Origin of the sequence: Rhodococcus sp. NPDC078407 (genome assembly GCF_044542515.1) — a bacterium.
Lineage (GTDB): Bacteria > Actinomycetota > Actinomycetes > Mycobacteriales > Mycobacteriaceae > Rhodococcoides.
This window is the reverse complement of the sequence record NZ_JBITUQ010000024.1, coordinates 1-19,587: the sequence shown is the minus strand read 5'-3', so window position 1 is coordinate 19,587 and position 19,587 is coordinate 1. Positions and strand designations below refer to the sequence as shown.

Below are 19,587 nucleotides of genomic sequence, written 5' to 3'. Positions count from 1 at the left end.
GCTTCTTTCCGTTCTCCTACGCGACGCCCTCGGCTCGCGCTGCTGCCGCAACTGCGTCCGCAACGGCCGGGGCGACACGAGGATCGAGTGGGCTGGGCACGATCTTGTCCGCAGCCAACTCGTCGCCGAGAACCGAGAGGATTGCCTCGGCAGCGGCGAGCTTCATGCCTTCGGTGATGCGACGCGCGCCGGCGTCGAGCGCACCCTTGAACACACCGGGGAAGGCGAGAACATTGTTGATCTGATTCGGGAAGTCACTGCGTCCGGTCGCGACGATGGCGGCATACTTCCGCGCCACCTCCGGGTGGATCTCCGGATCGGGGTTCGACAGTGCGAACACGATGGCCTGCGGTGCCATCGAGGCGATGTAGGCCTCGTCGACCTTGCCCGCCGACAGACCGAGGAACACATCGGCACCGGCCAGAGCGTCGGCCGCTCCGCCGGACAGTGCACGAGGGTTGGTACGCGCTGCGAGATCGGTCTTGACGCTGGTGAGGTCCAGGCGATCCGAGGAGACGATGCCCTTCGAGTCCAACACCACCACGTCCTCGATGCCGGCCAGCAAGAGCATGTTGGCACACGCCACGCCCGCTGCCCCGGCGCCGGAGATGACGACCTTCAGCGTCGAGGTGTCGCGGCCCTGAACCTTCGCGGCCCCGTTCAGCGCGGCGAGGACGACGATGGCGGTTCCATGTTGATCGTCGTGCATGACCGGGCACTCGAGCGCGTCGACGACGCGGCGTTCGATCTCGAAACAGCGCGGAGCCGAGATGTCCTCGAGGTTGACCGCACCGAAACTGTGCCGCAGCCGCACGATGGTGTCGACGATCTCGTCGACGTCGTGGGTGTCGAGAACGATCGGAATGGAGTCCAGACCGGCGAACTTCTTGAACAGCGCCGCCTTGCCTTCCATCACCGGCAACGACGCCCGGGGGCCGATGTCGCCGAGGCCGAGCACCGCGGAACCGTCGGAGATGACGGCAACGAGACGATCGGTCCAGGTGTACCGCTTGGCCAGCGCAGGTTCGGCGGCGATAGCGCGGCTGACCTGGGCCACTCCGGGGGTGTACGCGATGGACAGATCACGCTGGGTCTCGAGCGGTGCAGCCAACTCGACCGACAGCTTTCCGCCGAGATGTCCCGCGAAGATCTCCTCGTCGGTGATCGCGGCCGGCGTTGCCGGTGCCGATTCTGCTGCTGTGGTGTCTTCGACTGCCGTCACGGTGAAAGCTCCTCGCACTGTCGACCTCGACCAGCAAGGCGACGCATGTCAACGAAGTGAGTGATTCTGGGAATGAGCTGTCCCGGAGTGCGCCAGTGCTGGCTGCAGACTGCCGAGAACGTCTCTCGCACGTGCGGTGGGTGTTCCGACACGATCAACGATGGGCTGTAGCCCGATCGGTGGCCCCAGTGTGCCACACCGCCCGGCCAACTGACCACAGAGTCAGAAGTGCCTCACTGCCACCATTGCGTCCACAGCACCAAGCCCGTGACGACGAAGACCACGAGTGCACCGACGGACGCCGAGAACCCGCGCCGATGATCTGCGACGCGCTGGGCGACGACGGCCACCACGGCGGCCGCGATGTGCGCACCGACCGAAAGCACCCCTGGCCCCGGGAAGCCGCGGGAGTGCCCCAGATACTGCGCGACGGCGACCCCGATCGCGAGAACCACCAGACCTGCGGTGACGACACCGCTGAGCCCGCGCAGGAAGCGCAGTCCCGCGCTCGCCCCGGCCCCGGTCATCCGCCGGCCACGAATCCGCGGACCGAGTCCGCAATCAGTTGCACCGCGATGGCGGCGAGCAACAGGCCTGCAATGCGCGCCAGCAACGAGATGCCACCTTCGCCGAGAAGGCGAATCAATACCGTCGAGAATCGCAGAACCAAGAAGAAGAGGACATGGATGGTGACGATGCCCAGCGCAATGGTCAGCAGCGAGCCGACATACCCGTCGGCCTGGCTGACGTAGACGATCACCGCAGCGATGGCACCGGGGCCGGCCATCAGCGGAGTGCCGAGCGGCACGAGTGCGACGTTGACGTCCTCCGCGGCGGTATCTCCGCCCGCACCCTTACCGGTGAGCAGCGACAGTGCGATGAGCAGAAGGAGCAACCCTCCCGCACCCTGCAGTGCCGGAATGCCGATGTGCAGGTAGCTCAGAATGGCCTGGCCGCCGATGGCGAACACCGAGATGACGGTGAACGAGACGGCCGGGGCCTGCCACGCGGCCTTGTTTCGGGCCTCCTTGCTCTTGCGGCCGACCAGGGACAGGAAGACCGGGATCGCGCCGGGCGGGTCCATGATCACGAACAGCGTGATCAGAACGGTCAGGTAGAGCGTCACATCGAAGGTCATGGGCGAGCCGCCGCAACGATTCGATCGTATTGCTCTGGGGCAGTGGTGTATTCGCCCAACTTCACCGTCTTGTTGGTCCCGTGGTAGTCGGAGGACCCCGTGACGATCAGATCCAGTTCGGCGGCGAGATCCGCCATCACGGCAGTGTCCTCGGGCGAATGATCCATGTGATGCACCTCGACTCCGTTCAGCCCCAACGGAGTCAGTTCCCGAATTTGGTCCAGGTCGAGAATGCGACCACGCGCGCGGGCCCGAGCATGCGCGAGCACGCTCACCCCGCCCGCCGCTGCAATCATCTGCACTGCGAGCTCGAGCGGAGTATCGGCCTTCTCGACGTAGTACTTGCCGCTCGTCGCCAACGGCCCGGCGAACGCCGCGTTCATGTCCGGGACGTATCCGGCGTCGATCAGCGCCCGGCCCAGATGTGGTCGTCCGGCGGCGTCCCCGGCCGAGGCCAGCACCGCGTCGGGATCGATCGGTAGACCGTCGGCCGCCATCTTCTCGGCGATCGAACGCAACCGGGTCACCCGTTCGCCTCGCAGCCGCGCACGCTCGGCCGCGAACGCCTCGTCCGCGGGGTCGAACAGGTACGCGAGCAGGTGAACAGGAACCGGGGTGCCGTCCTCACCGCGCCCGGTGCACGACAGTTCCATACCGGGCACCAGCGTCAGACCGGGAGGAGCGGCCGCAGCCGCTTCGTCCCAGCCCGACGTGGTGTCGTGGTCGGTCAGCGCCACCACCGACAGGCCCGCCGTCGACGCTGCACGGACCAGCTCGGCCGGGCTGTCGGTACCGTCGGACGCCGTCGAGTGGGTATGGAGATCGATGAGCACCTCGACAGTGTTCCAGGCTCGCCGTCTCGTCGTTTTGCTGGCGTACGATTGCCCGCCATGCCGTCCCTTCCACCTCGACCGTCGCTACCGTCGCTGCACCGCCGAGGACCCAAGGCCGAGCACGATCCGGGCCCGAGAGTTCCGGTGCCCACCGCTCGCGCCATCGTCGACTGCGCGGTCTACGTGGACGGCTCTCGGTTGCCCGGTAGGTTCACCCACACCTCGGCCATCGCGGAGGTCCGTGCGCGCGGCGAGGGGTTCGTGTGGGTCGGTCTGCATGCGCCCGACGACCGTCAGATGAGCGCGATCGCGCAGTGCTACGACCTACACGAATTGATGGTCGAGGACACCGTCCACGCACACCAGAGACCGAAACTCGAGCGCTACGACGACGTCGCATTTCTGGTGCTGCGCACGGTGAAGTACGTCGAGCACGAGTCGGTGACGACCGCCAACGAGATAGTCGAGAGCGGCGAGATCATGGTGATGGTCGGGAGCGACTTCGTCATCACCGTCCGGCACGGCGAGCATTCGGGTTTGGCCGGAGTGCGGCAGCGTCTCGAGGCGAACCCGGAACAGCTGGGGCTCGGACCGTCGGCGGTGCTACACGCGGTGGCCGACCACGTCGTCGACGAATATCTGGCGGTGACCGAATCGATCGAGCGGGACGTCGACGGTATGGAAGAGGAAGTGTTCTCCCCGCACCACCACGTGCCCATCGAGAACATCTACCTGCTCAAGCGGGAGGTCGTCGAGCTACGCCGATCGGTGACGCCGCTGTCGACGCCGCTGGCGCGTCTGGTGCAGGAGCCGAGTGTGCCGAAGGCCGTGCGGCGATACCTGCGCGACGTACAGGACCACCACACCACCGTCGCCGAGCGAATCTCCGAGTACGACGAGGTACTCAGTTCGCTGGTCGACGCCGCACTCGCCCGGGTGACGATGCAGCAGAACCTGGACATGCGCAAGATCTCGGCATGGGTGGCGATCGCCGCCGTGCCCACCATGGTCGCGGGCATCTACGGGATGAACTTCGACAACATGCCCGAGCTGCACTGGACCTACGGCTACCACCTGGTCGCCGCGATCGTTGCCTGCGTGTGCATCGGATTGTGGCGCACGTTCCACAAGAACGACTGGCTGTAGCTGACGCGCACGACGTTGGACTTCGTCCAACTGCGCACGACGTTGGACTTCGTCCAACGTCAGGCCGACGGTCGCTGGTGATTACCCCGACCCCAGCCTGGTGATGTACCCACCTGTTGCCACCGGATGAGACTGCAGTAGCCCCGCTGTGTCCTTCGGAAGGGATCGATGAAAATCCGCTTGCTGGTATCGGCCGTTGCCACCGCCGTGATCTGCTCGTCCGCCCCGTGGACCGTGTCGGCTCAGCCGGTTCTCGACGATGCCGTCGGACCGCCGCTGACCGTCACGCAGGCCGCTCTCGACGAGGCCCTCACCTGCACAACCGATCTGCACGACGCCACCCGCGATCCGGTGCTGCTCACTCCGGCCTTCGCCACCGATCAGCAGTCCTTCGGCTGGAACTACCTGCAATCCCTGCCTGCCATCGGAATCCCGGTGTGCAGCCTGTCGTTTCCCGACGAGGGCTACGGAGACCTACAGATCTCGGCAGAGTACGTCGTACACGCAGTCCGGACGATGGCCGCCGACAGTGGCCGCAAGGTCGTCATGATGGGCCACCAGCACGGCCCCCTGAACGAACTCTGGGCGTTGACGTTCTGGCCGGATCTGCCTGCACTGGTGTCGGATGTCATCTCGCTCGCCACCCCGTACAACGGGACCGATTCGGCCCGAAACGGGTGTGACGACTCGCAGGAGTGCCCGCCGGCGAACTGGCAGATCGCCACCGGGTCGAACTTCCTGACCGCATTGGCCGCCCGCCCCCTACCCGTGGGCCCCAGCTACACCTCGATCTTCACGAAATTCGACCAGCTCATCTACCCGCAGCCTCGCGCCAGCACCCTCACCGGAGCCGCGAACATCGCAGTACAGGACATCTGTCCGCTGCGACCGGTCGAACACTTCGGCATCCTCGGTGACAACGTTGCGTACAACATCGTTGTCGACGCACTCGAGCACGACGGACCTGCAGTCCGCAAGCGTATTTCGCGCAATCTGTGCTTCACGTTCACCATGCCGAACCTGCGCCTCACCCGGGGTTCGGACACCACCGGTTCGAACTATTTCACCGATATACGACGCCACTTCGAAGAAGATTCGGTTGCTGCAGAACCGGAGTTGGCGTCCTACGCGCGGTGAAGATCAGAGACTGGCGGCGGAGCGATTCGGATCGCGGACGTCGATTCCCGCTTCCGTCCAGGCCTCGCGCAGCGCATCCGCTCCTCGTAACCGAACCCAGGCGGCCTCGGTACCGGTCAACGGCACCGCAGCGAGAAACCGAACCGGATCGTAGGGCTCGGGCAATATCAGGTCTGCGATATCGCTCGCCCCGAGCAACACGGCCGTGAACGGCGCGTTGGTCCACAGCGGCTCGCTCAGATCGAGCAATGCATCCTCTACGAGGACGACGCCTTCCACCGCAGGCGAGGCCGCCAGTACCGCGAGGCTCTTGTGCACGCCCGACGCCACGCCGGCACCGCCTCGCAGCGTCAACACCAGTTCGGCTCGGGGACCCCGCGACGGATCGGCGACCATGTCGTTCGGGTCGGCCATCGGATGACGCGAACAGCCGAGGCTGACGTACCGGACCACCTCGGAATCCGCGCCGAACCTCAGCACGTCCAGCGGCTCGAGGCCGAGGAACGTCACCGACGCCGACGACGGGCTGTCGTCACCGATCTCGGTCTGCAGATGTGCGCGGACCGCTGTAATCACACTGTCGCTCACATATCCCATCCAACACCACCGATGCCCGAGAAGTCCGTTCGGAGGTGCCACCGGACCGGAGATGGGTACCGTCGTACCCGTGGTCTCCGTTCTCGCAGTGTCCGACGAAACGATCGAATCCCTGTGGAGTTCGCAGGTGAAGTCGCTCGGAGTGGATCTGATTCTCGGCGCGGGCGACCTACCGTTCGACTACCTCGAGTACCTCACCGATGCGCTGAATGCACCGTGCGTGTTCGTTCCGGGCAACCACGACGCGGACCTCACCGGCTACTCGGCCGGACGTGCGGGATGGATGCGCGCAGGGCTCCCCACCACCTGGCCCGGTCCTGTCGGTGCCGTCAACGCCGATCGCCGGATCGTCTCCGCGGCAGGCCTGCGAATCGCCGGCCTCGGCGGTTCCATCCGCTACAACGGCGGGCCCAACCAGTGGACCCAGCGGCAGCAGCGTCGGCGTTCGCGCACTTTGACGCGGACGTTCGCGTGGCATCGAACCGTCCGAAAGGATCTTCGGCCCCTGGATATTCTGCTCACCCACAGTCCTCCGCTCGGCGTCGGTGACGACACCGACCCCGCGCATATCGGTTTCGACTGCCTCGCCGAGGTGACGCGTCGGTTGACCCCACAGTTGTTGCTGCACGGCCATATTCATCCACACGGCCACACTCCGGACGATCTGACGCTGCACGGCGCGGCGGTGATCAACACCGTCGGCTACACCCTGCTCGAGATCGAACCGGGTGGGCGACGAGAAGAGGTCGAAGCACCGAGGATCGTGAGGCGCAGACATGGCACGTGACACCGGATTTCCGGCCGCCGATGCGGAGAACGACTTCACCCGCCAACGCCGACGCGCCGACGTGGCCCGCCTGGTGGGGTGGCTTCGGCGGCAACCCGACGACGTCAACACCATTCTGCCGTTCGACGAGGTGGTCGCGGCCCTCGGCAAGGTGGGCGAACGGCACCTGGGTCTGCAGGTCATTCGCGTCGACACCATCGTCGGCAGCGTCGATCGCACCCGAGACTTCGACCGCTTCTTCCGGCCGACGTCGGCGCGTATCCGCGAACGGTGGCAGCGATTGGCGGCCGCGCAACGACGGGGCGAAGCGATGCCCCCGATCCAGGTCTATCGCATCGGCGGGATGCACTTCGTCGTCGACGGTCATCATCGGGTGTCGATCGCGTTCGCCATGCACCGAACCTCCATCGACGCCGTCGTCACCGAGATCATCACGCGCATCTCCCCCGAGGGCATCACCCGACGCGGCGACCTACTCATCAAGGATCACCGGCGCATCTTCCTCAGCCGGGTCCCGCTGGTGGGAAAAGCACGCGAGGCCGTCAAGGTCACCGACCCGTTCGACTACGCCCAGCTCAGCGAATCGGTCGAAGCGTGGGGATTTCGACTGATGCAGGAAGTCGGCGAATTCGTCGACCGCGGCACCGTCGCTCGGCGCTGGTTCGGCGAAGAATATCTGCCGGTGGTGCGTATGGTGCGCGCCGCGGAAATACTCGAAGATCGCACCGACGCGGAGGCCTACCTCTGGATGAGCCGGGAACGCTACCGCCTGGTGCGCGAGCACGTCTGGAACGACGAGATCGTCAGCGAACTGCGACAGAAAGCACTGGGTAAGCCCAACCGGCCGCAGTGAGGCCCGGGCGACGCCCGCTTCCCTGCAGCACGGGTATCTGATAGTTACTTAGATGCGTTCATCATTCTAATTTTGTGGATTCGCCGCGTAGTCGATTCGTAATGAGGTCGTTCCTTCCATGTCCACCCGCCGCATACTGCTGCCCGGACTCTGTTTCATCGTCATGACCCTCGCCGTCCTGCAGACGATGGTCGTGCCCATCGTGTTGACCATCGGCAACCAACTCGGGGTCGGCACCACCGCCGCCGGATGGGTACTGACGGCCAATCTCCTCGCCGCGGTGATCGCGACTCCGGTCATCGGCAGGCTCGCCGACCTGCACGGCAAGCGTCCGGTACTGATCGGTGTGCTCACCGTCGTCCTCGCCGGATCTCTGCTCGCGGCCCTGACCGACTCGTTGCTGTGGTTGATCGTCGGCCGGGTGTTGCAAGGAGTGTCCTACGCCCTGTTCCCCATCGCGCTTGCCGTCCTGCGGGACGAGATGCCTCCCCGTAAGCTCGTCGGCTCGATGGCCGTCCTATCCGGCACCCTGGGCGTCGGCGGCGGGTTCGGACTGGTGCTGACCGGACTGCTCACCGCCAACGGTGCCGACTACCACCGGGTGTTCTGGCTCACGGTCGCGTTCGTCGTGGTCGCCCTCGCGATCGCCTGGTTCGGTGTGCCGGCGCGCCCGAGAACCGGCCGCGGCACCGTCGACTGGTGGGGAGCCGTCCTACTCGCGGTGACGCTGCTCCTGCTGTTCCTCGCCCTGACCCAAGGCCGCACCTGGGGGTGGGGTTCGATCGCCACGATCGGCTGCGCCGTCGTCGGCGTGTTCACCGGTGCCGTCTGGTGGATCTTCGAGAAGCGCACCGACGAGCCGCTCGTCGCACCACGCATGCTCACCCACGGTCCGTTGCTCGCCACCAACGTCGCCACCCTGTTCGTGGGTATCGGAATGTTCGTCAACTTCCTGGCCTGCTCGTACTTCGTGCAGACCCCTCGGGCCGTGGCCGGCTACGGCTTCACCGCCAACGTTTTCGAAGCGAGCGTGGTGTACCTGCTGCCCGGTGCGGCCGTGGGTGTGGTCGCCGCAGTGATCAGTGGGCGTCTCATCCGATCGTTCGGTCCGCGCCGGGTCCTGGTTGCCGGTGCCGTGATCGGGCTCGTCGGATTCGTGTTCGTCGCCCTGGCCCACGATCACACCTGGCAGCTCATCACCGCCGGCATCGTCATCAATACATTCGTCAGCCTGGCGTTCGCGTCACTGCCCAACCTGCTGATGGCCGAGGTCAGTGCAGCGGACACGGGCGTGGCCAACAGCGTCAATTCGATCGTCAGAACCGTCGGAACCTCGATCGCCAGCGCTGCGCTGTCCACCGTGCTTGCCATGTTCACCATCGAGGGGACGGTCGTCGCCCGCGAAAGCGTCTACATCGCAGCCTTTTTCGCGGGCGCAGTGGCATGCCTCGCCGTCGTGCTCGCGGCGTCGGCCATCAAGAGCACCCCGGCGGCAGTGCTGCGCAGTGGTGCGATTGAGCGCCCCCAAGGGCACTTGACCACACCACTGCCGTAGGCACTACAACGTCAGGTTGGCACCCGAGGCTTGGTCGAACACCGAGATCTTCGCCGGGTCGAACCACAGTTCCACCTGACCACCCTCGGCGGCCTTGGACTCGGCGGCGAGGCGCGCAACCACCTGTGCACCACCGAGGTCGGCGATGCCGGCGTCGGCTGCGAGTTCCTGCAGTTCGCTGGACTCGACCTTCGCACCCTTCAACGTGAAGTACACGTACTTGTCGCTACCCATCGACTCGAGCACGTCGACGGTGGCCGTGAAGGTGGCACCGCTCATCTTCTGATAACCGTCGATCAGCGCCGCGTCCTCGAAGTGCTCGGGACGGATACCGACGACCACCTCGCGGCCCGGGTTCCTGGCCTTGATCGCATCCATTCGCTCGAGTGGGATGTCGATCTCACCGAGTGCGGTGGACACTCCATTCGAGGTGAGCTGTCCGGGAACGAAATTCATCGAGGGCGATCCGATGAAGCCGCCCACGAACAGGTTTCGCGGCTTGTCGTAGAGCTCCTGCGGTGACCCGATCTGCTGCACCAGACCGCCGCGCAACACCACGACGCGATCGCCGAGCGTCATGGCCTCGGTCTGATCGTGCGTGACATAGACGGTGGTGGTGCCCAGCCGCTTCTGCAGTCGCGAGATCTCGGCGCGTGTCTGCACGCGCAGCTTCGCGTCGAGGTTCGACAGCGGCTCGTCCATCAGGAAGGCCTTGGGCGTACGAACGATGGCGCGGCCCATGGCAACTCGCTGTCGCTGACCACCGGAGAGGTTCGACGGCTTGCGATCGAGGTGCTGACTGAGGTCGAGGATGCCCGCTGCTTCCTCGACCTTGCTGTTGATGTCGGACTTCGAAAGCTTCGCCAGCGTCAGCGGGAACGCGATGTTCTCTCGCACCGTCATGTGCGGGTACAGCGCGTAGGACTGGAACACCATGGCGATGTCGCGGTCCTTCGGAGCCTTCTCGTTGACGCGCTCCCCCGCGATGCGCAGCTCACCCGAGGAGATGTCTTCGAGACCGGCGATCATGTTGAGAGTGGTGGACTTTCCGCAACCGGACGGTCCGACGAGGATGATGAACTCGCCGTCGGCGATGGTGATGTCGACGTCGCTGACGGCAGCCGCGCCATCGGGGTAGAGCTTGGTGACTTTGTCGAGAACGATTTCGGCCATGACGGTTATCCCTTCACTGCGCCGGACGTCAAGCCCGCCACGATACGTCGTTGGAAGAAGAGCACGAAAATGATGATCGGGATCGTGATGACGACTGCTGCCGCCGCGATCGATCCCGTGGGCTCCTCGAACTGAGAGCTACCGGTGAACTGCGAGATGGCCGCCGGGACGGTGACCGAACGTTCCGTTGCCGTCAACGAGATGGCGAGCAGCAGGTCGTTCCAGGCGAAGATGAACACCAGAATGGCGGCCGTGACGATGCCCGGTGCGGCCAGCGGGGCGATGACCTTGCGAAACGCCTGTGCGGGCGTCGCGCCGTCCATCTTCGCTGCCTTTTCGAGCTCCCACGGAATCTCGCGGAAGAACGCCGAGAGGGTGTAGATCGCCAACGGCAGGGCGAAGGTGATGTACGGAATGATCAGTCCCGGCCAGGTGTCGAACAGTCCCAGCGAGCGGGAGATGTCGAACAGTGGTGTCACCAGGGAGATCTGAGGAAACATCGCGATGAGCAATGCCGCGCCGACGAGTGCCTTCTTGCCCGGGAAGTCCAGGCGGGCAACGGCATACGCGGCCATCGTGCCGATCACCACCGCGATCACCGTGGTGATCAGTCCGATGCCGATCGAGTTCACCAGAGCCGAGGTGAACTGGTTGGTATCGAAGATGCCCTTGTAATTGTCGAATGTGAACGACTGCGGGATGAACCTGCCGTCGGCGATGGTGGCGGTCGACTTGAACGAGAGGCTGATGATCCACAGCAGTGGTATCAGCGCGTAGAGCAGGACGAGGACGTTGACGACAGTCCAACCGACCTTCTTGCGAGGCGTAACAGTGGTCATTACTTGCGGCCTCCGTCGTCGGATCCCGGTGCCGAGGCACCGAACAACTTGATGAACACGAACGCGATGATCGCGACGCAGAAGAAGATCAAAATGCTGATCGCCGACCCGAGCCCGAGGTTGAACGCACCGAACAGGTTGTTGTAACCCAGGATCGAGACCGAACCGGTTTCGTTGCTACCTCGGGTGAGGACGTAGATGTTGTCGAAGATGCGGAAGGCGTCGAGGGTGCGGAAGAGCACCGCCACCAGGATCGCCGGCTTCATCAACGGGATCGTGATTCGCATCAGCCTGGTCCACGCACCCGCTCCGTCGACCTCGGCAGCCTTGAGCAGATCGTCGGGCACGAGCGCCAGACCCGCCAGCAACAGCAGCGCCATGAACGGGGTCGTCTTCCATACCTCGGCCAGAACCACGATCGCGAGCGACGGGAATTGCTCGGTAAGTGGAGCACTACCGTCCGGCAACAGATTTGCGAGGTAGCCCGTGCCGGGGGTCCAGGCGTAGTACCAGCTGTACGCCGCGGCGACGGTCACGATGCCGTACGGGATGAGCACCACGGTGCGCACCAGACCGCGACCGAAGATGGTGCGGTGCATGACCAGAGCCACCGCGAGGCCGAGGACGAACTCGATGATCACCGAGATGATGGTGATGCCGGCCGTCACGCTGAAGGCCGTCCACCAGTACCCGTCCGACAGCACGGTCACGTAATTGGAAATTCCGACGAATTCCCGATCCTCGGGGAACGCGAGGTTGTACTTCTGCAGGCTGAGCCAGAACGCGTAGATGATCGGATATCCGGTCACCGCGATCATCAACAGTGCGGCCGGGGCGACGAGCAGCAGCCCCAGCCGACGTTCGGCCTTCTTACCGTCGGAGACGTTCTTCAGGGCAGCCTGCTTGTCGGCAGGTTGCGAGGCGGGGTGCGACTCGGTGGTGGCGCTCATGGAATCAACCCTTCGGAATTGACGGCCTTGGAGACCAGATCTGCGAGCTTGTCCACGTCGGCTACCGGGTCGATGTTCTGCGGCGGATTGAGGGCATCGGTCAGCAGGATCGAAATACTTTGGTAGGCAGGCGAAACCGGACGTACGGCCGCCGACTCGATGGATCCGAGCACCCCTTCCCATGCGGGATAGACGGCCTGGAACTCCGGATCGTCGTACAGACGTGCAAGCACCGGCGGCACACCACCGTTGACGGCGTTGTTGCGCTGGTTCTCCTCGTTGGTGAGGCACTCGACGGCATCCCACGCGAGGTCCTCGTACTGGGTGGTCTTCGCAACGCCGATATTGAAGCCACCGATGGTGACCTTCGCGGGCTCATCCGGGGTTACCCGAGGATAAGGGGCACTGCGGAAGACCTCGGTGATCCGCGCGTCCTGCTGATCGGCAGGCACACCGGACAGATCGAGGAACGAGACCGCGCCTGCCGCGGCGTTCTCTTTCAGACCGGGCAACACGAACGGGTAGTTGACCTGGAAGGCCATCCGTCCCGCTTCCATCCCGAGCCGGGCAGTTCCCTCGTCGCTCTGCGAGACCGACGGATCGCTGCCGTCGGCGGTAGCGACCCGCTTGATGATCTCGAGGGCCTTTTCGGTGGCGGCTCGATGCTCGGGAGTGTCGTTCAGAGTCACCGTCGTTCCGTCTTCGCCGACGACAGATCCACCCGCGCTCTCGAGCAGCGTGTTGAACCAGACCATGAAGCCCTCGTACTGCTTGGCCTGAACGCCGATCTCCGAGGGCTCACCCGCCGCTGCGTTGGCCTCGGCTATGTCGATCAGCTGGTCCCAGGTCTGCGGAGGTTCCCCGTTCGGAACCACGTCCGGTCGGTACCACAGCAACTGCGTGTTGGAGTTCAACGGAACCGCGTACAGCTGGTCCTGCCATTCGGCGGTGGCGAGGGGTCCCTCGAGAGTGGAGCCGTCGCGCAGCTTCTCGGACAGGTCGTCCGGCACGGGCAATGCCCATCCGGCTTCGGCGAATTCGGCAGTCCACACGACGTCGAGGGTCATCAGATCCAGTGTTCGGTCATTACCGGCGAGACGACGCGCGAGCTGGAGACGCTGATCGTTCGCGCTCTTGGGCAGTGTTCGCTGCTCCACCCGGTAGCGACCGTTCGAGGCGTCCGAACACACCTGTGCCGCAGCGGCGTACTGCTCTGCGCCGTCTGCGGCAGTGTAGAAACTCAAGACCGGAATGGAACTATCGGACGAACCACACGCTGCGAGCAGCGGACTCGTCACCAGAGCCGCTGCCGCCAACACCCCAATTCTCGTCGCTTTTCCCCGCCTACGACCACGATGTCTCGGCACTTTCCGCCTCCGTACGTTCAGTTACTCGCGCAGCACACTGTGTGGGACTGCCGTGCACGAAAGAAACGTAACCGAACTCACTGGCATCGAGGGCGATTTGGGGCTATTCCGTTACCTGTCGGTTGCCTGGTCGTCCAACCGTTGTGATCAGATCGACAGTTTGGCGAGTAGGTCGCGTGCTTTTTCTGCTGTGCGAGGCTCGCAGATGACGTCGTAGCGACCCGCGACCAACTGCATGCTCGACGCGAAATCTCGCTGCCCCTTGGTCGCCGCGTACGGAATGGACGCCGAGATGAGCCCGAAGATGATGCCGCCGCCGACACCGATGAGCAGAGCCCCGAAGATGTTCTCGCTGAAGATGCCGAGCACCAGGCCGAGGAAAACTCCCAGCCATGCTCCCGAAACTATGCCCCCGCCAATGACTTTGGGCCAGGTGAGGCGCCCGAGGACGCGTTCGACCTGCATCAGGTCGACGCCGACGATGGTGACGTCCTGTACCGAGAACTCTTCGTCGGAGAGGAAGTCGACGGCGCGCTGCGCCTCGGCATAGGTGGGGTAGGAACCGATGGGCCAACCAGACGGTGGCGTCGGCAGTCCTTGTCCTGGGCGGCCTGGCTGAGAGAGGGGATTGGTCATGACTCCATTGTGCCCCGAAACGGACTCTTCTGGTCGCTTCTGCATGCTCCGCTCCGGCACGGTCACACCCATCCTTCGGTCCGGAAACGACCGCCCCGGATCAGGAGCTGGGTGGCTCGAACGCCGTCGTGCGCGTCATCCCTGCGGCCCGCCCCTTCGCCGAGACGACGAGCGCCATCTTTCGGCTCGCCTCGTCGATCATCTCGTCGCCCAGCATGACCGCTCCGAGACCGCCGCCCGCCGCGGAGGTGTGGAACTCGTACGCGTCGAGAATCATCTCGGCCTTGTCGTAGTCGGCCTGACGCGGCGCGAAGATCTCGTTGGCCGCCTCGATCTGCGTCGGGTGCAGCACCCACTTGCCGTCGAATCCGAGGCCGGCGGTCCGTCCCGCAGCCCGGCGGAACGCCTCCAGATCGCGTATCTGCAGGTACGGGCCGTCGATGGCCTGCACTCCGTGCGTCCGAGCGGCAAGCAGGATCGTCATCAGAATGTGGTGATAGGCGTCGCCGGTGTCGTAGCCCACCGGCTGTTCGCCGACGACGAGGGTGCGCATGTTCACACTGGCCATCATGTCGGCCGGTCCGAACACCAAGCTCTGCACTCGGGGGCTCGCGGTCGCGATCTCGTCGATGTTGCGCAGACTGCGCGCGCTCTCGATCTGCGCCTCGATTCCGATGCCGCCGACGTCGAGACCGTGCTCCTTCTCGAGCTGAGTGAGAAGAAGATCCAACGCCTGTACGTGCGCGGCGCACTCGACCTTCGGCAGCAGAATGGCGTCGAGCATGCGGCCCGCGCCCGAGACGACGTCGATGACATCGCCGTACGTCCACTGCGTCGTCCAGTCGTTGACACGCACGACCTTGAGCTGCTCGCCCCAGCCACCGGAGTTCAGAGCGTCGACGATGCGCGCGCGAGCCTCGACCTTGGCGATGGGGGCGACGGCATCTTCGAGATCGAGGAAGATCGCGTCGGCAGGCAGGCCCTTCGCCTTCGCGATCATCTTGTCCGAACTACCCGGAACGGCAAGGACCGATCGCCGTACGCCCGACGCATTCACCGCAGCACAACCCCTGTCTGATTCAAGCTCTGTATTGCCAGGCCTCTAACCTTGCCATCATGGCAGCACTGAGCAAGGTATTCGCGGCCAGGCTTGCGGGCCTGGGCGTCCTGGGCCCCGATGGCGAATCGATCGGCCGGGTTCGCGACGTGGTCATTTCGATGCGTGTCGGCCGAGCACAACCGAGAGTCCTCGGCCTGGTCGTCGAATTGGCAACTCGCCGAAGGATTTTCGTTCCGATGCTGCGCGTCACCAGCATCGAGCCCAATTCCGTTCAGCTCACGACCGGCAACGTGAGTCTGCGCCGATTCACCCAGCGCGCGAACGAGATTCTGGTGTTCGCTCAGATCCTCGACTCCAAGGTACGCGTCGACGATCCCGAACTCGACGAGCTGCACGACGCCGATTCGATCGTCGTCGACCTCGGTATCGAGCTCACCCGAACGCGGGACTGGGTGGTCGCACGAGTGGCCGTGCGCAAGCAGCGGCAGCGCCTCGCGCGCCGCGGTGCCATCCACGTCGTGGATTGGCAGCACGTGCAGGGGCTCACCCAGAACGAGCTGTCGATGCCCGATCAGGGGGTGGCGCAGCTGCTCATGCAGTTCGAGGATCTACGCGCGGCCGATGTGGCGAACGCGATGCGCGAGCTACCCGTCAAGCGCCGCATGGAGGTGGCCCGGGCTCTCGACGACGAGCGGCTCGCCGACGTCGTTCAGGAGCTGCCCGACGACGATCAGGTGGAGCTGATGCACTACCTCGGCGTCGACCGCGGCGCCGACGTGCTCGAGGCCATGGACCCCGACGACGCCGCCGACCTCTTGGGCGAGCTGCCCGAGACCGAGGCGGAATCGCTTCTGCGACTGATGGATCCGGAGGATTCCGCGCCCGTCCGCCGGTTGCTCGAACACTCCCCCGACACCGCGGGTGGTCTGATGACCCCGGAACCCGTCGTACTCACCGCGTCGACGACGGTGGCCGAGGCCCTGGCCCGAGTACGCAACCCCGACCTGACGCCTGCGCTGGCTTCACTGGTGTTCGTGGTGCGACCCCCCACCGCTACACCGACGGGGCCGTACCTCGGCTGCGTCCATCTGCAACAACTGTTGCGAGAACCTCCGGCGAGCCTGGTCGGCGGGGTGGTCGACAGCGCGCTGCCGCGCTTGTCCCCCGACGACAGCCTCACCGCCGTGACGCGATACTTCGCGACGTACAACCTCGTCTGCGGCCCCGTGGTCGACGACGAGGACCACCTGGTCGGGGCCGTGACCGTGGACGACGTCCTCGATCACCTACTGCCCGAGGACTGGCGAGATCAGGAAGTGGCCGGACAGTGAAAGAAACAGCACGCCAGAGAATGGACACCCCGCGCGGGTCGCGGATGTTCAACGTCAACGTCGATTTCGACCTGGGAAAGTCCGGCGAGAAGGCGGCGCGGTTCCTCGGTACCGGCCGCTATCTGGCAATCCAGACGGGCATCGTGATCGTCTGGATCTTCCTCAACGTCGTGGCGGTCAACCTCCGGTGGGACCCGTATCCCTTCATCCTGCTCAACCTGGCGTTCTCGACCCAGGCCGCGTACGCCGCTCCGCTGATCCTGCTGGCCCAGAATCGGCAGGACGACCGCGACCGCGTCTCCCTCGAGGAGGATCGCTCCCGCGCCCAGCAGACCAAGGCCGACACCGAATTTCTGGCCCGCGAACTCGCGGCGCTGCGCATCGCGGTTGGTGAGGTCGCCACTCGTGATTACCTGCGCCGCGAACTGGACGAAATCAAGGCACTGCTCGAACAGGCCACGGGTCAGCCGGTGAGCACTCCGAAGAAAGCACGCAAGAAAGCTGCCGCGCGGGTGCAGGACGACGCCGCGGCGACGGACGCGTCGGAACACGATCAGTCGTCCTGATCGGGCGTATTTCTGCTGATAACAGCCCGGTAACGGAACAGTCTCGAATCAGGTACCCTCGATCCCGGTCATCAGGTCGGGCCCCGGTTGTCATCCGGGGAAATCAGGAGGTACAGCACGCGTGGGTCGTCACAGAAAAGCATCGACTTCCAAGGTGCGACGGAATTCGGTGATTGCTCTGGCAGGTCTCGTCCCCGCAGGACTCGTCACCGCCGCCACCAGCGCCGGAGCCACGGAATACATGCCGTTCGTCAGCGCCGAGACCTCGCCTGCCGCGCAGGAATCGAACTCCGTCGTCGAGACTCCGCAGCCGATTGCCCACGATCAGCAGGCGCAGCCGGTGGCTGCGGCCGAGCAGCCGGTACCCGCTGCGGTCCCCGCCCCCGCGCCCGTCCCCGAGATTCCGCCCACACCGGAGCTCCCCACCAACCTGGCCGTGAGCCCCATCGCGATTCCGGTCGTCAACGTCTCCGCATACAAGAACGCAGAGCGGATCCTCGCCGAGCAGCAGCCCGGCTGCGGCATCGGTTGGACCGTCATCGCCGGCATCGGCCGCGTCGAATCCACCCACGCCAACAACGGCAAGGTCGACGACGCGGGCGAGTTGCACGAGCCCATCCTCGGACCGCGCCTGAACGGCACCCTGGCCGGCAACCAGGTGATTCGCGACACCGACGGTGGTGCACTCGACGGTGACGCCGAGTACGACCGCGCAGTGGGACCGATGCAGTTCCTGCCTTCGACGTGGAATCTCTACAGCGCCGACGGCAACGGCGACGGAGTCTCCGACCCACAGAATCTGTTCGACGCGGCCCTGGCCACCGGTATGTACCTGTGCGACAACGACACCAACATGCGCGACCTGGGATCGACCACCACAGCGATCCTGCGCTACAACAATTCGATGGCCTATGTGGCGAACGTGCTGGCCTGGTCGGCCGGATACGCCACCGGCATCGTCCCCACCTCGGACCAGCTGCCGCGGATTCATTAGATCGAGCTGCCCTGCTGTTCATCGGCAGTCCGCGCACCGCCTAGCATGAAGCAATGGCTGTATTGACCGAATCCGACGTTCGGACCGCGCTCACGAAGGTGATCGACCCGGAGATCCGCAAACCCATCACCGACCTCGGGATGGTCAAGAGCATCGACATCTCCGACGACGGAGCCGTCGGTGTCGGCATCTACCTCACCACCTCCGGCTGCCCGATGAAGACCGAGATCAGCGATCGCGTGAAAAGCGCCGTCGCCGACGTCGCCGGTGTGGGCACCGTGACGGTCGAACTCGACGTCATGAACGACGAGCAGCGCACCGAACTGCGCAAGTCTCTGCGAGGCGATTCCGCCGAGCCGATCATCCCGTTCGCGCAACCCGGATCCCTGACCCGCGTGTACGCGGTGGCGTCGGGCAAGGGCGGCGTGGGCAAGTCCAGTGTGACGGTCAATCTGGCGGCGTCACTGACTGCTCGTGGGCTGTCGGTGGGAGTGCTCGACGCCGACATCTACGGCCATTCCGTGCCCCGGATGCTCGGCAACGACGCCAAGCCCACGCAGGTCGAGAAGATGATCATGCCGCCGCAGGCACACGGGGTGAAGTTCATCTCGATCGCTCAGTTCACCCAGGGCAACACTCCGGTCGTGTGGCGCGGGCCGATGCTGCACCGCGCATTACAGCAGTTCCTGGCCGACGTCTTCTGGGGCGACCTGGATGTACTTCTGCTCGACCTTCCGCCCGGCACCGGAGACGTCGCAATATCGGTCGCCCAGCTCATCCCGAGTGCCGAGATTCTGGTGGTCACCACTCCGCAGCAGGCCGCTGCCGAGGTGGCCGAGCGAGCGGGAGCGATTGCCCTTCAGACCCGCCAGCGCGTCGCGGGCGTCGTGGAGAACATGTCGTGGCTCGAACTGCCCGACGGCACCCGCATGGACATTTTCGGATCCGGTGGCGGGCAGGATGTATCGGACCGGCTGACCAAGGCCGTGGGGGCCAGCGTTCCCCTGCTGGGCCAGATCCCCCTCGACACCGCCGTCCGAGAGGGCGGTGACGCCGGTACGCCGATCGTGCTGAGCAACCCGGAATCGCCCGCAGCGCAGGCATTGGAGGCAGTCGCCGGGAAACTCGCCGTGCGCGAGCGCGGCCTGGTGGGAATGTCACTCGGAATCGATACGGCCCGCAAGCTCTAGCCGGGCGGCGCTTGTCTGCCCACTTCCCCGCCGCGTCAATGGACCATTGCACACTGCCCAGACGCATGTAATGGTCCATTGACGCCGCACCGTGGTGTGCGTGAATGGACCATCACAGTGCACTGGACCCCGCGGGTTGGACTGCTAATGCAAATCCTAGGCTGCGAGGGCCTGGGCTCGGTATCGCACCGGGCTCAGGCCGTCGAGGCGTAG

At 65.0% G+C, this 19,587-nt stretch carries 20 protein-coding genes; 9 read left to right on the top strand and 11 right to left on the bottom strand.

Going from position 1 to position 19,587, the window contains the following annotated elements:
- Nucleotides 1-16: 16 nt before the first annotated feature.
- The 4 genes from ACIGGF_RS20545 to ACIGGF_RS20530 form a co-directional block, all read right to left on the bottom strand.
- Nucleotides 17-1,222: an NADP-dependent malic enzyme gene (locus ACIGGF_RS20545; protein ID WP_397523005.1), complete on the bottom strand. Its 1,206-nt coding sequence runs from the start codon at nt 1,220-1,222 to the stop codon at nt 17-19.
- Between the two features lie 233 nt (nt 1,223-1,455).
- Entirely contained in the window at nt 1,456-1,749 is a 294-nt protein-coding gene (locus tag ACIGGF_RS20540; protein ID WP_397523004.1) for a hypothetical protein, read from the bottom strand.
- Nucleotides 1,746-2,360, bottom strand: coding sequence for a MarC family protein (locus ACIGGF_RS20535; protein ID WP_397523003.1), 615 nt, complete (start codon nt 2,358-2,360; stop codon nt 1,746-1,748). Before ACIGGF_RS20535 ends, ACIGGF_RS20540 begins: the two co-directional genes overlap by 4 nt.
- On the bottom strand, nt 2,357-3,193 hold the full coding sequence (locus tag ACIGGF_RS20530) for a PHP domain-containing protein (protein WP_397523002.1): 837 nt from the start codon (nt 3,191-3,193) through the stop codon (nt 2,357-2,359). Before ACIGGF_RS20530 ends, ACIGGF_RS20535 begins: the two co-directional genes overlap by 4 nt.
- 57 nt (nt 3,194-3,250) lie before the next feature.
- Here ACIGGF_RS20530 and ACIGGF_RS20525 point away from each other — a divergent pair, with 57 nt between their 5' ends.
- Together ACIGGF_RS20525 and ACIGGF_RS20520 are read left to right on the top strand one after the other, a co-directional pair.
- Nucleotides 3,251-4,339, top strand: a complete 1,089-nt coding sequence (locus tag ACIGGF_RS20525) for a magnesium and cobalt transport protein CorA (protein WP_397523001.1) — start codon at nt 3,251-3,253, stop codon at nt 4,337-4,339.
- A gap of 168 nt (nt 4,340-4,507) precedes the next feature.
- Nucleotides 4,508-5,476, top strand: coding sequence for an esterase/lipase family protein (locus ACIGGF_RS20520; RefSeq protein WP_397523000.1), 969 nt, complete (start codon nt 4,508-4,510; stop codon nt 5,474-5,476).
- A 3-nt stretch (nt 5,477-5,479) separates the two neighbouring features.
- Here the strand turns inward: ACIGGF_RS20520 and ACIGGF_RS20515 are convergent, their stop codons facing one another.
- Complete coding sequence (locus ACIGGF_RS20515; RefSeq protein ID WP_397522999.1) at nt 5,480-6,073, bottom strand: suppressor of fused domain protein; 594 nt, start codon at nt 6,071-6,073, stop codon at nt 5,480-5,482.
- A gap of 70 nt (nt 6,074-6,143) precedes the next feature.
- On the opposite strand from ACIGGF_RS20515, the gene ACIGGF_RS20510 reads away from it, so the two are divergent.
- The 3 genes from ACIGGF_RS20510 (at nt 6,144) to ACIGGF_RS20500 (ending at nt 9,268) form a co-directional block, all read left to right on the top strand.
- Nucleotides 6,144-6,860: a metallophosphoesterase gene (locus tag ACIGGF_RS20510; RefSeq protein ID WP_397522998.1), complete on the top strand. Its 717-nt coding sequence runs from the start codon at nt 6,144-6,146 to the stop codon at nt 6,858-6,860.
- Nucleotides 6,850-7,713, top strand: coding sequence for a chromosome partitioning protein ParB (locus ACIGGF_RS20505; protein WP_397522997.1), 864 nt, complete (start codon nt 6,850-6,852; stop codon nt 7,711-7,713). Before ACIGGF_RS20510 ends, ACIGGF_RS20505 begins: the two co-directional genes overlap by 11 nt.
- Before the next feature lie 118 nt (nt 7,714-7,831).
- Nucleotides 7,832-9,268 (top strand): MFS transporter, encoded by a 1,437-nt coding sequence (locus ACIGGF_RS20500; RefSeq protein WP_397522996.1) that lies wholly within the window; start codon nt 7,832-7,834, stop codon nt 9,266-9,268.
- A 3-nt stretch (nt 9,269-9,271) separates the two neighbouring features.
- Here the strand turns inward: ACIGGF_RS20500 and ACIGGF_RS20495 are convergent, their stop codons facing one another.
- From ACIGGF_RS20495 to ACIGGF_RS20470, 6 genes are all read right to left on the bottom strand, one after another.
- Entirely contained in the window at nt 9,272-10,441 is a 1,170-nt protein-coding gene (locus tag ACIGGF_RS20495; RefSeq protein ID WP_397522995.1) for an ABC transporter ATP-binding protein, read from the bottom strand.
- A 5-nt stretch (nt 10,442-10,446) separates the two neighbouring features.
- Complete coding sequence (locus tag ACIGGF_RS20490) at nt 10,447-11,280, bottom strand: carbohydrate ABC transporter permease (RefSeq protein ID WP_397522994.1); 834 nt, start codon at nt 11,278-11,280, stop codon at nt 10,447-10,449.
- A complete protein-coding gene (locus ACIGGF_RS20485; RefSeq protein ID WP_397522993.1) occupies nt 11,280-12,230 on the bottom strand; it encodes a carbohydrate ABC transporter permease in 951 nt (316 codons plus the stop codon). Before ACIGGF_RS20485 ends, ACIGGF_RS20490 begins: the two co-directional genes overlap by 1 nt.
- Entirely contained in the window at nt 12,227-13,549 is a 1,323-nt protein-coding gene (locus tag ACIGGF_RS20480) for an ABC transporter substrate-binding protein (protein ID WP_397522992.1), read from the bottom strand. The genes ACIGGF_RS20485 and ACIGGF_RS20480 overlap by 4 nt, the downstream gene beginning before the upstream one ends.
- A 195-nt stretch (nt 13,550-13,744) precedes the next feature.
- On the bottom strand, nt 13,745-14,233 hold the full coding sequence (locus ACIGGF_RS20475; protein ID WP_027498040.1) for a general stress protein: 489 nt from the start codon (nt 14,231-14,233) through the stop codon (nt 13,745-13,747).
- A gap of 100 nt (nt 14,234-14,333) precedes the next feature.
- The gene (locus tag ACIGGF_RS20470) at nt 14,334-15,290 is read right to left on the bottom strand and encodes an HpcH/HpaI aldolase/citrate lyase family protein (protein ID WP_397522991.1); all 957 of its coding nucleotides are present in this window, start codon (nt 15,288-15,290) and stop codon (nt 14,334-14,336) included.
- A gap of 59 nt (nt 15,291-15,349) precedes the next feature.
- On the opposite strand from ACIGGF_RS20470, the gene ACIGGF_RS20465 reads away from it, so the two are divergent.
- From ACIGGF_RS20465 to ACIGGF_RS20450, 4 genes are all read left to right on the top strand, one after another.
- The gene (locus ACIGGF_RS20465) at nt 15,350-16,624 is read left to right on the top strand and encodes a magnesium transporter MgtE N-terminal domain-containing protein (RefSeq protein WP_032375920.1); all 1,275 of its coding nucleotides are present in this window, start codon (nt 15,350-15,352) and stop codon (nt 16,622-16,624) included.
- 20 nt (nt 16,625-16,644) lie between these two features.
- On the top strand, nt 16,645-17,190 hold the full coding sequence (locus ACIGGF_RS20460) for a DUF1003 domain-containing protein (protein ID WP_397523053.1): 546 nt from the start codon (nt 16,645-16,647) through the stop codon (nt 17,188-17,190).
- A 121-nt stretch (nt 17,191-17,311) separates the two neighbouring features.
- Nucleotides 17,312-18,184 (top strand): lytic transglycosylase domain-containing protein, encoded by an 873-nt coding sequence (locus ACIGGF_RS20455; RefSeq protein WP_397522990.1) that lies wholly within the window; start codon nt 17,312-17,314, stop codon nt 18,182-18,184.
- 53 nt (nt 18,185-18,237) lie between these two features.
- Nucleotides 18,238-19,374 (top strand): Mrp/NBP35 family ATP-binding protein, encoded by a 1,137-nt coding sequence (locus ACIGGF_RS20450; RefSeq protein ID WP_397522989.1) that lies wholly within the window; start codon nt 18,238-18,240, stop codon nt 19,372-19,374.
- Nucleotides 19,375-19,587: the final 213 nt, after the last annotated feature.